Here is a 14,738-nt window from a genome sequence, read left to right as displayed (position 1 = left end):
GTAATGTTATGGAATGTCTCTTTTCACTTACACATCCCTGCCCGGGCGCAACTGCTCCGCATCGTTGTAGCACAGCACGGAGTTCACCAGCGTGGCAGCTAAGTTACTGCCTCCCTTACGTCCTTCTACGATAATCTTGGGTATTTCCGTAAAGGGTTTCACCATGTGTTTGGACTCCTGCACATGCACGAAGCCTACCGGTGCAGCAACAATGCCCGCCGGATGTGCCTTGCCCTTACGTATCAGGTCGCAGAGTTCCATAAGTGCCGTAGGTGCATTGCCGAATACAAAGAAAGCATCGGGATGCTCCTCCACAGCCAGGCGGATGCCTGCCTGGGTACGGGTGATGCCTTTCTCTGCAGCCATCGTCGCCGTGCGCGGGTCGCCGAGGTAACATTTCACCTCTACGCCCAGCCGCTGCAAAGCTCCTTTGCGGATACCGCTGGCTGCCATCGTGACGTCTGTGACAATGGTCTTGATTCCGCCTTTCTCGATGGCTTGATACAAGGAAGCCACGGCACCTTCGTCCGTATGCAGCAGATACTCCATTTCAAAATCGGCGGTGGTATGTATGGCATGGAGTAAAGCCCATTTATGGTCGAGGGGAATATGTTTGTTCTTCAGTTCCTTTTCGATGGTGCGGAAACTGCGAATCATGATGTCTTGCCCGATGCCCGTGGCTTCGGTATTCGTGTCCCGGTAATAGCCGCGCGGAGTGATGAAGGCTCCGTTCCATTCGTAGGACTGTGAGTTGCCTATCAATACGACTGTAAACATATCCACCTCTTCGGGATTGAAATCTCCCAGCGTGGTGATGTGTACCGCTTGTTCCGGGCGTCCTGCCTGGCGTACATATCCCACGGGCGTTTCCGGTGAGCGTCCTTCCTGCAGAAAGAGTTCTTTCAAGCGGTAAAGCTGCCAGTAGCGTCCTTCACTTTTGGGGTTGTAGACTGCCGTCACGAAGTCGGCGGCAGCGGCTGCGATGATACGCCTTTCAATACGTTCCCAGGGAGTCATCAGGTCCGAAAGGGAGATGACGCAGAAGTCATGTCCCACGGGAGCTCCCAGCAGTGAGGCTGCCTTTTGGAAAGCGCTGATGCCCGGCAGCGAAACGATTTCCACGTTGCTGTTCCTTTCCCGCTTCATCTCGTAGACAAGCGGCGTCATACCATAGATGCCCGCATCCCCGGAACTGATGACGCAGACCGTCTTTCCCTGCTCTGCCAGCTCGAAAGCCTGCTCGGCACGGGCGCGCTCACGCTTCATGCCGGTATCTATGCATGTTGTTGAGGGGTGGAGATAAGGGATTACAAATTGGAAATAATACTTATATCCCACCACTACATCTGATTCTTGCAAAGCGGAAATTACGGCGGGAGTTATATCCGATTCATTGCCCGGTCCGATACCGGCAACAATTATTTTGGGGTGTTTCATATCCATATGTTCTATTGGCATACAAAGATAGAACTTATATTTGATGAAACCGAAAAAACTCTGTGCTAATCCGCGTAATCTGTGGTGAATCCTTATTGTCTAAACCTGTAAGTGCCGGTATTCGCTCGGAGTATAGCCTACGTTCTTCTTGAACACGCGGTTGAAGTGCTGCGAATACTGGTATCCCAGCTCATAGGCAATCTGGCTGACTGTCTTCCCGCTTCCTATAATCATTTCTTTGGCCAGGTCGATGATTTTGTTCTGGATATATTCTTGCGCAGTCTTTCCGGTTTCCTTCTTCACCAAATCTCCGAAATAGTTGGAGGAGAGGAACACTTTGTCTGCGAAGTATTTCACGGAAGGCAGTCCTTCGGTCTGCGGTTTGTCGCTCTGGAAATAGTCGTCTATCAGTGCTTCGAATTTCATCAGGATATCTTTGTTGGCTGCCGAGCGGGTGATGAACTGGCGTTCGTAGAAACGCATGCAGTAGTCCAGCAGCAGTTCGATGTTGCGTGCAATCAGACCCTTGCTGTGCTTGTCGATGGGGCGTTGGATTTCCATCTTAATCTTCTTCAGACAGTCGAGGAAGATTTCTTTCTCGTCTTCGGACAAATGCAGTGCCTCGGTAGAGGAATAGGAAAAGAAGGAATACTGCTTTATTCCCTGTCCCAGCGAGGTGCCTTTTATCAAGTCGGGGTGGAACAGCAGGCCGGAGGCGCTGGGCTGCATACCTTCCAGCATGTTGACCTCGGTCACCTGGCCCGGGGCGAAGCTGGTTACCGTGCCTTCCTGGTAATCGTAAAACTGTTTTCCATAGCGTATATCTCCGCATTTGGTATTTTTGAGGAAAAGGGCGTATACGCCATAGTTCAACGTGAAATGTCTGGGGTATCCGGTGGCTTCGGACAAGTCGACTACGCTGACCAGCGGGTGCAGGGTTTCGAGACCGAACATCTTGTTGTATTGGTCTACTGCATTGAGCTTGATTACTTCTTCCATAAACGTTCCTGTTAGTGCTGTACAAATGTAGAGAATAATCCGGAAAGTTCCACATCGCAGGAGGAGGAATCCGTAATATGGTTACAAATGTCCGTAATCTGTGTACATTGAAAAGAGCTACACCCTTTGTCCGGAATGGTGTAGCCATCCGGAGCAAAGGGTGTAGCCTTGGTATGTAAAAGGTGTAGCCCTTTTACGCTTGCTGGTTATCAATCTTTTAGCATGGCTTTGATGTGTTCCATATAGAGCTGGCGGATGGCTTTGTTTTCGCCCAGTCCCTGCATGCGTACATTCACTTGATAGCCTTGCTTTTCAAGTTCCGTCTTCCACACGCCGGCAATGTCTTCCTTGGTATGGTTGCCGCATACCAGCAGCAACGGAACCAATGTCACGTTCTTGGGGCGTGTCTCTTTCAGTTGCAGCAGGGTTGCGTCCAGGGTAGGGTATCCTTCAATGGTGCTGACGTGGAAGTTCTTCAGTCCATGGGCTTTCATCATGAAGTCGAGCATGGCGTAAGTAGCCGTGCTGGGTAGCTGGTTGCCGTGCCCCACATAGACAATGTCTTCTTTCTTTCCCGGCTGTTCAGCGGTCAGTATGTCGATTACCTTCTCGCAATCTTCGACGGAGTAGAGCAGGGGATTCCCCACTTTTATCTCCTTGAAGAAGGGACGGAGCTTGTCTGCATCCCTGCGGACGGAGGTCATCTCACTGCCTTCTATCAAGGTGGTGCTCTGGACGTAGATGGTCTGGTAGCCTTCGGCGTGAAGTTTCAGCAGTGCATCCGTAGGGCTGTCTTTGTACACACCCTCCTTGGCAAGTCTTTTTCGTACAATCGGCGAGATGTATGCTTCGCGCACTGTAAACTGCGGAAAGGCTTCTTGTGCCTCACGGGTCACGACGTCGAGCGTCAAGGCACGTGTCTGAGGGTCCGAACTGCCATAATGGGTGATGAGCAGAGCCGCCTTCTCCTCTTGTTGTGCGGAGGAGAAGAGGCTGATGCCGAGTAAATAGAGAGTGATGAAAAAATGTTTCATAATTGTTGTTGTTTCTAAATGCGTTATGGAGAGATTATTTTAGTCTGAGTGCCAGGCTGATTACTACCGAACGTCCCGGAGAATACAAGGCGAAGTTCTTGTTCAGCGGGCGGTTGTCCTTCTTGTTGAAGATATTGTCTATGCCGATGCCCGGTTCGATGACAAAGTTGCGGAAGCCGTCGAAGGTATGGCGGGTATTGAGGTTCCAGATGCCGTAACCCGGAGCATTGCCGTCCGCGTCACCCGGATAATAGACTTTGCTTTGCAGACGACCGTTCAAGTTGAGGTTCAAGGTATAGTCGCTCCAGCTGTGTGTATAGTTTCCGGTGATGGTGGCTGTATGGCGTATGCTGCGCTCGATGTTTTGCCATTCGCCTCCTTCGTTCAGACCGCGTCCATAGGCGTAGGTATAGTTTCCGGCCAGGGTGAAGCCCGGGAACAGATTGCCGTTCAAGTTCACTTCAAAGCCTTTGACGGTAGCTTTCTCGAAATTGAAGTAGTTCTTGACACTTAGGTTTTTCGTGGATGAAAGGTCACTGATTTCGGGGAACTCTTCACGCAACTGGTTCTGCTCTGCTTCCGGTAGGTCATCGAATTTAGTGGATTTGGAAGTTACCATGTTCTTTACATAGTTCAGGTAACCGGTGACAGAAGCACTGAAACGGTTGGTACGGTATTCCATGTTGATGGAGTAATAGTTGCTGCGTTCGGGGTCGAGGTTCTCGTCACCCAATGAGATGGTGGCTCGTGTACCCATTGTCTTCTTGAACATGTGGTAGTAGAGCTCGTCGATGCCCGGAGCGCGGAATCCGGCAGCATAGGTGGCACGTACATTGAAGTTGCCTATGTTGTACATGGCTGCCACTTTGGGGGTGAAGCGTCCACCCGTCTGTTCGTGATGGTCGTAGCGTACACCCACAACACCGGTCAGATGGTTCCATAGCTTCACTTCATGCTGGCCGTAGGCTGATGTCGTATAGACACTTTTGTCCAAATCAGAGTCGGGACGGCGGAGCACTTCACGGCGATAGTCCACACCGAACACCGTAGTGCTGTTGGTTGTAAAACCGAAGATACCTTTCAACTCGGCATCATGGAATTTCTGAAGCTTGGTAAGCGCATACTGTCCGGGCAGGTATCCGCTGTTTTCTATCAGGTATTTGTAGCGTGATGCGTAATTGTTTCCTGAATAGTCAAACTGGATAACGTTGCGTTTACTCAGTTTGTATTTGGCGCCTGCCCCCCAGTTGTAACCTTCGTAGGCAGTGTTGTACTTGCTTCCGCCGGTGATGTCTTCGCGTTCTACCGGACGTTCGAGTCCGCGGTTATAGTATCCGCCGTTGGCATAGAAGGAAAGCTGGTCCGTAGCATCATAGGTAAACTTCTGCGAAAAGTTATTCGAGCTGTAGCCCAGGGAGAGCGGGGCAATCGTTTCGATGATGTCTTCTCCATCTTCTGTCAGATGGCTGTTTTGCCAACCGTCGGAGTGGTCGTATTTATAGGAAGTATAGGACCCTATTTTTCCTTGGGCGATGTCCAGATTCAAGCCTTGGGAGAATTGATTCTTTCTCGTATAGCTGCTATTGCTGCTGAAGGCTACCACATCTTTAGGCTCGTTGGTAATGATATTGATTACACCGCCGATGGCATCCGAACCATAAAGGGAAGAAGCTGCTCCGTTCAGCACCTCGATGCGCTTGACGCGGGTCATGTCTATTTGGTTGAGGTCGATGTTACCGGTGATGTCTCCCGTGACCTTGCGTCCGTTTACCAATATCAGCACGTGCTTGTTGGAGAGTCCGTTCATCATCAGATAGGACCCCATCGCGTTCGGACGGAAGGAGAGCGAGGGTACCATCATGGTCAAGGCCTGCTGGAAGTCGGTGATACCGGCACGCTTTATCTCGTTGGCAGTGATAACCGATACCGGAGACGGAGTGTTCTTCAGTCGCTGATGTGTACCCGTACCCGTTACTACGACCGGGTTCAACTCGTGAGTTTTCTTGGTCATATCGTCGCTGTCACCTTTTTCGGCTTGTGCGTAGGCACCGGTGGCGATGATTCCTCCCATAAGGAGAGCTGTGAGAAGTCTTTGCTTTATCATATATTATTTTATTTTATATAACGCTGCAAAGGTACATACCATTATCGGAGGGTGAAATACTTAATAGTTGTTATACTGCGATGGTAGAATAGCTATTAGTAGGTACTCTCTTCTCTATCTTTGTTTTTTGCAGCATTTTCTTCTTATATAATTCACACTTAACGCCACACCCGTGATGCAAACGGCTGTACCTCCAAGCAGCAATACCCAAAGCACAGTCTTGCGCAGGGTGGCATTGGAGTTCAGACCGGGCAGACGCATGCGGTGCAGGGCTGTATAGCTCCAGTATTTCCAGCGGGAGGAGGTGTCTACATGGTGGATGATTCCCGTTTCCGGGTGAATGTAATAGACGCTCCGGTCCGGGTCGTTCACCGTAATCTTCCAGACGGGAAGCTGGGGTCGTCCGCGATACATATTGCTCATGTCGCGATAGTAGGTCTCGAAATGTTCGAGCCGGGAGATACGTATGCCGGGGATATGTTGTGAAGAATCACGCTGGGAGGTATAAATGCTTTCCACGCCTTTCAGGATTTCTTCTTCGGAGAGTTGTAACGGACGCGGCAGGCTGTCGGCGGCATCGATGTAATACTCGTTTTTTCTATCTTTTACGATGTAGTAGGGATGTTCGCGGAAGTTGCGCCACTCTATCTGCAAAGCTTGGGGATAGGCAGCTATGACACGGCGGTAGTCCAAGGGGTAATCCTCCGGTTGTGGGGCACGGGCATGGAGCGTGCGTGTGGCGCTGCCTTTCTTCAGTGCCGGTTTATGAATCCATTCGGGAATGTCTGCCAGAGACATCATGCCGCTGAAGGTGAAGGTCAGTACGAAGATGCCGAAAAATATTCCGCTGACGTAGTGCCAGTGATACCATCTTTTTCGGTAGGGGGAGAACTTGGGATGGCGGCTTCGGTGCGTCTTACGCCATACATCTACAGTCACCCAAATGCCGGCAATGACCATGAGACAACCCAGAGCTGTGAGCCAGATGACGGTCTTAGTCCAAAGGACGGTGTCCTGCCGCAGCCAGGTGAAGTATACCCAGTGGGGAATGGCACCCAGCCATGCCCAGAAGCGTTCGCTTCTGTTGGAGAACTGCAAGGCCTCACCGTTTTGTGAACTCAGATAGAGCTGTGTCCTGGCATCATCGGCAAAGTATATTTTATAAATGGGCATTTCCTTTTTCAGTTCAGCGAAGGGAATCCATTGGTCCAGAGAGTGGAGGGTGTCGATGCGGGTAATGGGAGAAGAACACCACAAAGCTGCTGTCCGGTGCAGGTGCTCGCTGTCCAGAGAGGGTCGTGAGATGGTGGAATCGGCAAGGAAATGAAACGTGCCTTTTGTGGTACTAAAGCTGAACTCGGGGTGTCCGGCATTGAGGTTCAGTATCGTAGACCTGACCTTTACGCCACGGGGCAGGCGGGCTGTGACGGAGGAGATGTCCGGAAGTGAGTCTCCGGTTTGGGAGAGCATATCCAGCTTTTGCATTTTCTCTTTGGCGCTGACACGGGGAAAGCGGTGGTACATCATCACGAAGGCGGAGAGGAACCACATGAGAAATAGGATACAGAGCAAAGTGCCCAGTATCCTATGAATAGAGTACATCAGTTTGGTGATAACATTCATTGTCGTTCGCGTTTTTCCTGCAAAAGTACAAGATGATTCAAGAACACTAAATACCCACTAATGGGTATATTATTCTGTGTCTTTTCCGGCAGCATAGGCCGCCTTCTTCGTCATGATGTCCAGCATGCGGTGCTTCAGTCCGAAACGGATATGGTCAATGAATATTTCTTGAATTTCCGGAATTTGTCCCAGTCCTTCCAGTTGTGCACTGACGGTGAAGCCTTCTTTCTCGAGCATCTCCTTCCACTCTCCGGCAATGTCGTTTTTGGCATGGTCTCCGGCAACAAACATGAAGGGGATGAGGGTCACACGTTTGGCTTTCCCGGCTTTCAGTTGTGCCAGCATGGTGTCAAAGGTTGGATAACCTTCGATGGTGCCCACATGGAAATTGGTCAGTCCGCCTGCTTTCAGCATATAGTCCATCTGACTGTAGATGGCGGTACTGGGGGTATAGGTGCCGTGGCCCACAAGGACGAAGTGTTCTTTGGTAGCTTTCTTGCTTTGTGCCGGGGCGTTGTAGCGGTTCCCCAGAATACTTGCCACTTTCTCTGCATCTTCGATAGAGTAGAGCAGGGGAGTACCTACACGTATTTCCTTGAAGAAGGGTAGTGCGTTTTCCACATCCCGGCGGAGGGATTCCATTTCTACTCCGTCAATGATGTTGGTACTCTGTACGATGAGGTGTGTGTAACCTTCGCTGCGCAGTTTCAGCATGGCATCCAGTGGAGTCAGCTTCGTGGTGCCGCGCTCTTTCAAACGGCGGATAATGATGCGCGACGTATAGGCTTCCTGGAACTTCAACTCCGGGAAGGCAGCTTGTGCCTTGGCGTTGATGGCATCGATGGTGAGGGTACGGGTATCGTCGTGCGTAGTGCCGAAGTGCACCATGAGCAGGGCGGCCTTGTCACCGGGTTTCATACTTGCAAGCATATCGCTGTGCTTGTAATTGCCTCCCCCGTGCGCATGGCAGAGGAGGGAGGTGCTTAGTAAAAGCAATAAAGAAAGAATCTTGTTCATAGATCATTTATCGTTTTCAACAACTTTAATCATGTCGAATTGATAACCTTCGGCAATTTCCGCGCCTTTTTCTACTTTACCGGTTGCTATGTCATAGATGTAGATACAAGGGTTGGCTTTTTCCGTATTTACGCCGATGTATGCCTTGCCGTTTACAATAGCGGTGCGTTGTGCAAATCGTCCGCCGCTGTAAGGTATTTCTTGTCCGTTATAGCTCACGCGTTCCCGTGTTCCGGTATTGATGTTGATGATGGAGTAGTAGTGGCTGTAGCTGTCGATGGCAGTACCGGCTGCATCATTACGTGCATACACGAGGGCTTTACCGTTACCCAGGTTTTGGATGGTGAGCAGTTTACCGTCGGCGTTGGGATATCCCTCATAGCTTGCATCGAAGTCTGTTTCACCTTTCTTGATGCGGAGCAGATGACCTTGTTCCATGTCATTGGCATCGGTGAATGCAGCCAAGTAGAGGTTGCCATCTGCATCATACATCACGCAACTTTGCATCAGTTCTCCGTAAGCGCTTCCCGCCATTTCTCCGGCAAGGGTATTGACCTTGTTACTTTCCACTTTCATGTCCGAGGGATTGATAACTGCTGTCAGGAAGTTTGAGGTTGCTTTTCCACCTCTGCCTGATTTGTCTTTACCGAAGTAGAAGTAATATAATTTACCAGCCTTTTCGTTGTAGGTCAGAATGCCGGAAGCTGTGAATACTTTTGCTCCTTCTGGCAAAGGAAGGTCCAGTGTTCCTTCGGCAAGGATACGCATGTCGTCAGCGTTCAGCTTGGTCCAGATAACTTTGTCTGCATCACCATTGGCTGCCATGATAATCAGAGTGTTGTCGTCCAGCCAGGCATGTGTGTAACCGCGTACTTTATACGTATTCTGTTCGAAGATTTGTTCTTGAGCAATTCTGATGGAATTTCCTATTACTTGAAATTTAGTGAAACGGTCGGCTGAGTTGGGCACCTGATAATAGTATTTCCCTTTGAGAATGTTTTCCATGGAATAAGTGTTGTTTTCACCTATGAATTCAACGCCGTCCTTCTTTATGTCAATGACTCCCATATCTGCCGTGAGGCTGTTTACACTTTTCACAATAGTACCTTCGCCCTGGTTCATACCGCCATGGTGTTTGCCGATAGTCATAAAAATATCAAAGTGATAATCGGAAAGTTCCGGTTGCGAATCTGGACCTGGGGTTGGATCGTTGTCGTCGGAACATGCACTGAATGATAAGGTCATGGCTATGGCCATAAGGATACCTAATAAAAGATTTAGTCTTTTCATTTTAAATAAAATTAGTTAGTTAATGAATAATCTGAATTTGGCGAAGAATGCTCGTCCGGGCTTTTGCAATTTATAGTTGTCATAGGCCAATTTGTCGAGTAGGTTCGAGCATTCCAGCGAAATATTGTATCGTCCTCGTTTCCATGAATAGGTGATGTCGGCATTGCAAATGTGCTGTGCCGGGATGCGTGCCTTACTTTCGCGAGAGCCGTAGGCCTCCCATGTCAGGAAGAACCAGTGTACCCACTGATAACTGCAACCCAGTCGTAATTTGCTTTCGGGCAGAACCACATTGTGAAAAAGATAGCTTGCTTCTGTACTTCCGAAAAGCCAGGGGCGGTTGGGTACTCGGTTGTTGTAAGTTGCCGAAGGTTTCCCGTCAGTCTTGTATCTGTTCTGGTCGCGGGCCTCTTGAAAACTGACATTGGTGGCAAGCTGTAGCTTGCTTTGCCAGTCGTAACGTACTTCTCCTTCTATGCCCTTGATATGTACAGCCGGAACATTCTCATATTGCAGCATACCTTCTTTGGTCTCTACGGTAGCTTGGATATAATCGTCCACATAGCGCAGGAATCCATTTGCTTCATAATAAAGTGTATGGCCGGGGGCAGGATGCCATGTGCCGAAGATGCCCAGATTGATGTTGTCACTGCTTTCAGGTTTCAAGGCTACATTAGCATATATGGTGGTACCGTTTCCCAATAATTCGCGGGCAAGAGGTAGCCGGACGCTGTGTTCATAGGAAATTTTTATGGATAAAGGTTCTATGGCTGTATAGCGTGAACCGATACCGTAGCCCCAATACTTTTTTGTTATCGACCCTTTTACATCCTTTGACCCGGTGATGCTGGATAAATCCGTTTGCCGGATATTCAGATGGTTAATGTAGTTCTTTACAAAAAAGGTATTGCTCATTTTTTCTTCGAGAAGGGACTGATTGTAGGAGAAGCCTACTACATGCTTTGCCAGAATATCATTGGAGGCTTCAAAATCAGTTTCCACTTCATCATAACGGTCGTTTCCGATGCGGCTTAATAAATAGTTCAGGTTGAAGGAGTGATGGTTGTCCAACCTATAGTCCAAATTGGCACGGCCAATGGTCAGGGGACGCTTGTAATGGCGCATCGAACGGCCTCGTCCTGTGATTTCGTTGCGTGAACTTACGATATAGTCTCCGTTCCAGTCGTACTTGCGGTAGGCTGTATCTGTGGTCAATGAATGGTCCCAAGTGTGCGAGAGTGCAGCATTCAGCTGCATGTTCTTCCAAATGAAATTATGCTTTTGATAGCGAGCTGAAATGTTCCAGGCATCGGAGCCTCTTTCTGCCATTCCATATACCTTACTTTGTACAGAGCCCGTCTGCAACTCCTTGTCAACTTTGGAATAAGAGCCGGAAACAAAAAAAGCATCTGCCCAGGATTTATTGGCAAAGCCGATTTCCATTTGTCCGAATAGTGAAAAATAGTCATCATGGAAGCGTCTGCGGTCGGTCAGAATGTATTTGCGGCTGTCTTCATCCCATACTTCGACATCTCTCATCATATAATCGTTTTTGGAGTAATTGACCCCGAAGGTAGGTTTAATAATCAGTCCGGTTCGAGGCTCTACAAACTGTGCATTCAAGTCTGCCTTGTGAGTATGGAAGGAGCCGATACCGTAGGAGACATCCAGATAGTTCTTCTTCTCCTGCTTCGTAATGATATTGATGGCGCCTCCCAGTGCATCTGTACCCAGACTGGCAGGTACTACCCCTTTATATATTTCAATCCGGTCGATGATATTGACCGGCAGATTCGCCAATGAAACGCCGCTTCCTTTAGTGTCCAATGGTATTCCGTCTAAGAAATAACGTATGGAATTACCGGACATTCCATTGATGGAGAGGTCGAAGTCCGAGCCAACCCCGCCTTCCTCTCTCACCTTGATGCCCGTTGTACGATTCACCAGGTCGTTGAGGTTGTTCAGCGAATTTACTATCGGCTTGATGTCGAGTGCATTGACGGCAAAGGCTCCTTCCTTCACTTTTTGCGTTTGGGTCTTTCCGTACACTTCGACAGAGTTCAGCGTGACGGCACTTTCCTGCAATGTAAAGTTCTGTTTTTTATTCTGCCGGATGTCGAGGGACTGTTTCACAGTTTGGTAACCCAGAAAGGAGACGACGAAGGTATGTTTGCCCGGAGCGACTTGCAGTGAATATTTCCCCTGGTCGTCCGTATAGGTGCCGGAGGTGGTGTTTTCCACAGCAATGGTGGCTTGGGCAACCGGTGTCCCGTGCTGGTCTGTGACTTTTCCGGATAAGGTGACCTTATTCTGTGCCATGCTACCCGCAGAGAGCAGGCAGATAATTGTAAATAGTAGCCCTGTGATTATTTTCATCTCTATTCCTTAATAATCGATTCTTGTATTTCTCTTTTATTACTATCTAATAATTTTATGCAATAATTTATATAATTGGAATACATTGAAGGTAAAGGCCTATTTCCTATCTTACTTAAAGTATTTTGTTTTACTTCATCCATTAATTTTATATTATCCGTAAATGTTAAATCATTTATGAGATTAATTGAAAGTATATCGCCATCTGCTAATTTTTCAATGAATAATGGCCAACTAGCTTTATCCATTTTGGTACATACCTTCAATAATGCAGCATATTCTTTTGATTCTGCATATTTGCGTGGATTACTATAAACTGCTACTGCAATATTATTCCATGTTTTTTTCCATGCTGAATATGCTTCTTCAAACTCTGTGATTTTTCTTGAAGAAAGGGATGCTTTCAGAGATATTCTGTTTTTCAATGAAAGTGTATTGACAGTGTCTTTTGTAATGGCTTGACTGACAGAATAGACATTGGAGGTAGGCTTATAATAGTGAGCAATTTTGCCATAGCTTTTCCCATCAAGGGCATCACGGGTATGCATTACTCTTTCTAAACTGCCGCATTTGCTTTCCCATTCAAAACCATGTGGCTTTTTTGTATTTGCATTTTTTCTTATTGAAGCATGAGTATATTCTCCATTTAATGCCCATAATGCTATACCTGCGTTATCTGCTGTTGCTCCAGAACGTGTATATCCGTATGCTGCATACAGCTTGTCAAAAGCGGTAAGGAGATTAGGATGATAATAGCTTGATCCTTTGTCTCCTGGCCATTCCCAATAATCGGTTCTCTCTACCGACCAACTTATGCAATTATATATACGGCTCTTTAAACCGGATTTAAATGAATTGTTACTAGGTAAATTTGGAAAAAGACTACGAACTTCGGAACTACTGAAATCTAATCCTAAATAGACATCAGCGTAAATTTCCGGAATAGAAGAATTCACCGTATAAACAAAGGCATATGAAGAAGAACCATCATACTCAAGCATGGTGGGATGGGTATAAATAGTGAACTCATAAGGAGGGTTAGGACGTATTTGTGAATAATGTGAGCTTTTAATCGTTTTGAAATTTTTATCAATTAGTGACAAAGAAATGCTTCCTGGATAGCGTCCAGATGCGTGAGTTACCATATAATTTTTCCCTGGAAGATTTCGATTTATAGGAAGTGTATTTCCTCCAACAAGTACATCTCTGTCCTCAATCGTACCTGTAAAATTATCCTCACTGTCTCTGTATACTATATTTGCAGTGCCTATAGTTCCAGGATTCAAAGCTTTTATACGTATATTGTAAAAGCCCCATCTGGGAGTTACCATTTCCAAAAATGCACTTGAGGTACCGGATGCAGCCCATGACCAGACATTTCCTTTGTTATCTTGTTCGTAAACTTCAATCACATGTGGGATATTGCATGTCGTTGTTAAAGTCAAATGTATTCCTTCGGGCCATGGGTCATAGTATTCGTCATAAGTATGTGGAGCTATAAGATTCAGTGCGTAGTCATATGTTTCTTCTGATTGCAAACTTGTTGTATAAGCAGCTGATTTTTCTTTGTTAAAGTTAGAGTTATTCTTCACTTTATTAAGAAAATCCCTATATACTGAATCGTCTATTTTAGCATCAAGTACATTAGACGATATTTTTAGTTGTTCTATTTTAATTGTTCTTTTACTAGTAGAGACTATTGATATAGTATTAATACCTTTTTTTAATTGTATCAGAGATGGGGTCTTATTTTTATCTGTGATATATAAAGATTGTAATCCACCTATGCTTGGCTTTAGTGTGTTTTCATTGATTATTCCATTTATTTCTACCTCGTATTCGTGTAAACTTCCATTGATAATAGGAATTCGAACTAATACACATAAATAATAAAGACCTTCCTCCAAGCATTCAACTTCAAATTGAGTATGACCAATATTATTTATACGATCAGAAGAAAGTGCATTCACATTAGAAAAAGAATGTGTAGTACTAATTCCAGAATTTTGTTCTGACAACATTGATTTGTCATCACAAGATGACATAATAAATGTCATGAAGAATGTAAAAATCAAAAAATGCTTCATAATATATTGCAATTTAAACTAATAAAAGGTTTTTGCCATTTTACTATTTACTTGCTTTTAGAGAATGATTACAATGAGAAATGATTTCTTTAACTGAAGATAAAGAATGCCCAGACTCAATGTTTTGTTGCTTTATTCCCCGAAAGCACTAAAACTATGTTGTCTTGGCAGGTCTTCTGACTCATCCCTCTTTGAATGCCTTCCCATCCGCCGGGCGGACAGTGGCTTGAGAATATTCAAAGATTTTGGAAGGACTTACAGCAGCGGGTCTGTTCAGGATTTGCACCTGATTCCCTTTTTCATCACTCATCTCCAACAGAACCGGGAGAGGTGAAACCAAAACTGGGACAAAGATAACAAAAACTATTAGGTTTGCGAATACTCCTGATAATTTTTGTTATCTTTGCCCGCGAATTGGTTCCGGATGCATGTTTCCATCATCTGGATTAAAAGGGAATCGGGTGTAAATCCCGGACAGTCCCGCTGCTGTGAAGCTCCGTTTATATCATGAAAAATACCCTTGCCACTGATATGCATTGAAATATCGGGAAGGCTTCAGGATTAGGAGTCAGTCAGAAGACCTGCCATTCATTAAAGGCTGCCTTTGCTCGTGGGTTAGGAAGACAGTACGAAGATATTAGTTGAACATTTAAACAAGAAATGGAATGCCTTTGTTAAAGGTATGTCCGCATTGTGGTGTGACTATATATATCCTTTCACTACTGTCCCATTAAAATCTGAAAAAGTTCTTTGAAATTATTGAAATATAGT

At 46.5% G+C, this 14,738-nt stretch carries 9 protein-coding genes and 2 riboswitches; all 9 genes read right to left on the bottom strand.

All coding sequences use genetic code 11. From position 1 onward, the window contains the following. Positions 1-27 precede the first annotated feature (27 nt). Entirely contained in the window at positions 28-1,437 is a 1,410-nt protein-coding gene (gene cobJ / locus E5355_RS14150) for a precorrin-3B C(17)-methyltransferase (RefSeq protein WP_136010881.1), read from the bottom strand. A gap of 99 nt (positions 1,438-1,536) precedes the next feature. Beyond that, on the bottom strand, positions 1,537-2,436 hold the full coding sequence (locus tag E5355_RS14145) for a helix-turn-helix domain-containing protein (RefSeq protein ID WP_005829381.1): 900 nt from the start codon (positions 2,434-2,436) through the stop codon (positions 1,537-1,539). A gap of 209 nt (positions 2,437-2,645) precedes the next feature. After that, the gene (locus E5355_RS14140; protein ID WP_136010880.1) at positions 2,646-3,470 is read right to left on the bottom strand and encodes a sirohydrochlorin cobaltochelatase; all 825 of its coding nucleotides are present in this window, start codon (positions 3,468-3,470) and stop codon (positions 2,646-2,648) included. A gap of 34 nt (positions 3,471-3,504) precedes the next feature. After that, entirely contained in the window at positions 3,505-5,574 is a 2,070-nt protein-coding gene (locus tag E5355_RS14135) for a TonB-dependent receptor plug domain-containing protein (protein ID WP_136010879.1), read from the bottom strand. 114 nt (positions 5,575-5,688) lie between these two features. Beyond that, a complete protein-coding gene (locus tag E5355_RS14130) occupies positions 5,689-7,197 on the bottom strand; it encodes a PepSY domain-containing protein (RefSeq protein ID WP_136010878.1) in 1,509 nt (502 codons plus the stop codon). A 69-nt stretch (positions 7,198-7,266) separates the two neighbouring features. Continuing rightward, positions 7,267-8,214 (bottom strand): sirohydrochlorin cobaltochelatase, encoded by a 948-nt coding sequence (locus E5355_RS14125; protein ID WP_136010877.1) that lies wholly within the window; start codon positions 8,212-8,214, stop codon positions 7,267-7,269. Between the two features lie 3 nt (positions 8,215-8,217). Then, positions 8,218-9,504, bottom strand: coding sequence for a hypothetical protein (locus tag E5355_RS14120; protein ID WP_016273642.1), 1,287 nt, complete (start codon positions 9,502-9,504; stop codon positions 8,218-8,220). Between the two features lie 15 nt (positions 9,505-9,519). Further along, complete coding sequence (locus E5355_RS14115; protein ID WP_136010876.1) at positions 9,520-11,880, bottom strand: TonB-dependent receptor; 2,361 nt, start codon at positions 11,878-11,880, stop codon at positions 9,520-9,522. 2 nt (positions 11,881-11,882) lie between these two features. Further along, complete coding sequence (locus E5355_RS14110; RefSeq protein ID WP_136010875.1) at positions 11,883-13,967, bottom strand: DUF7689 domain-containing protein; 2,085 nt, start codon at positions 13,965-13,967, stop codon at positions 11,883-11,885. A gap of 148 nt (positions 13,968-14,115) precedes the next feature. Beyond that, positions 14,116-14,323, bottom strand: a riboswitch (cobalamin riboswitch). 42 nt (positions 14,324-14,365) lie between these two features. Then, positions 14,366-14,571, top strand: a riboswitch (cobalamin riboswitch). The last annotated feature ends 167 nt before the right edge of the window (positions 14,572-14,738 follow it).

This window comes from Bacteroides muris (ex Afrizal et al. 2022) (genome assembly GCF_004793475.1).
Taxonomy (GTDB): Bacteria; Bacteroidota; Bacteroidia; order Bacteroidales; family Bacteroidaceae; genus Bacteroides; species Bacteroides muris.
Note: the sequence above shows the minus strand (reverse complement) of the source record. Positions and strands in the feature narration are given on the sequence as shown.

What these genes read in the sequence shown, in the direction of transcription:
- E5355_RS14135 (WP_136010879.1), bottom strand. Translation starts at nt 5,574, where the DNA reads ATGATAAAGCAAAGACTTCTCACAGCTCTCCTTATGGGAGGAATCATC.
- E5355_RS14140 (WP_136010880.1), bottom strand. Translation starts at nt 3,470, where the DNA reads ATGAAACATTTTTTCATCACTCTCTATTTACTCGGCATCAGCCTCTTC.
- E5355_RS14115 (WP_136010876.1), bottom strand. Translation starts at nt 11,880, where the DNA reads ATGAAAATAATCACAGGGCTACTATTTACAATTATCTGCCTGCTCTCT.
- E5355_RS14110 (WP_136010875.1), bottom strand. Translation starts at nt 13,967, where the DNA reads ATGAAGCATTTTTTGATTTTTACATTCTTCATGACATTTATTATGTCA.
- cobJ (WP_136010881.1), bottom strand. Translation starts at nt 1,437, where the DNA reads ATGAAACACCCCAAAATAATTGTTGCCGGTATCGGACCGGGCAATGAA.
- E5355_RS14125 (WP_136010877.1), bottom strand. Translation starts at nt 8,214, where the DNA reads ATGAACAAGATTCTTTCTTTATTGCTTTTACTAAGCACCTCCCTCCTC.
- E5355_RS14130 (WP_136010878.1), bottom strand. Translation starts at nt 7,197, where the DNA reads ATGAATGTTATCACCAAACTGATGTACTCTATTCATAGGATACTGGGC.
- E5355_RS14145 (WP_005829381.1), bottom strand. Translation starts at nt 2,436, where the DNA reads ATGGAAGAAGTAATCAAGCTCAATGCAGTAGACCAATACAACAAGATG.
- E5355_RS14120 (WP_016273642.1), bottom strand. Translation starts at nt 9,504, where the DNA reads ATGAAAAGACTAAATCTTTTATTAGGTATCCTTATGGCCATAGCCATG.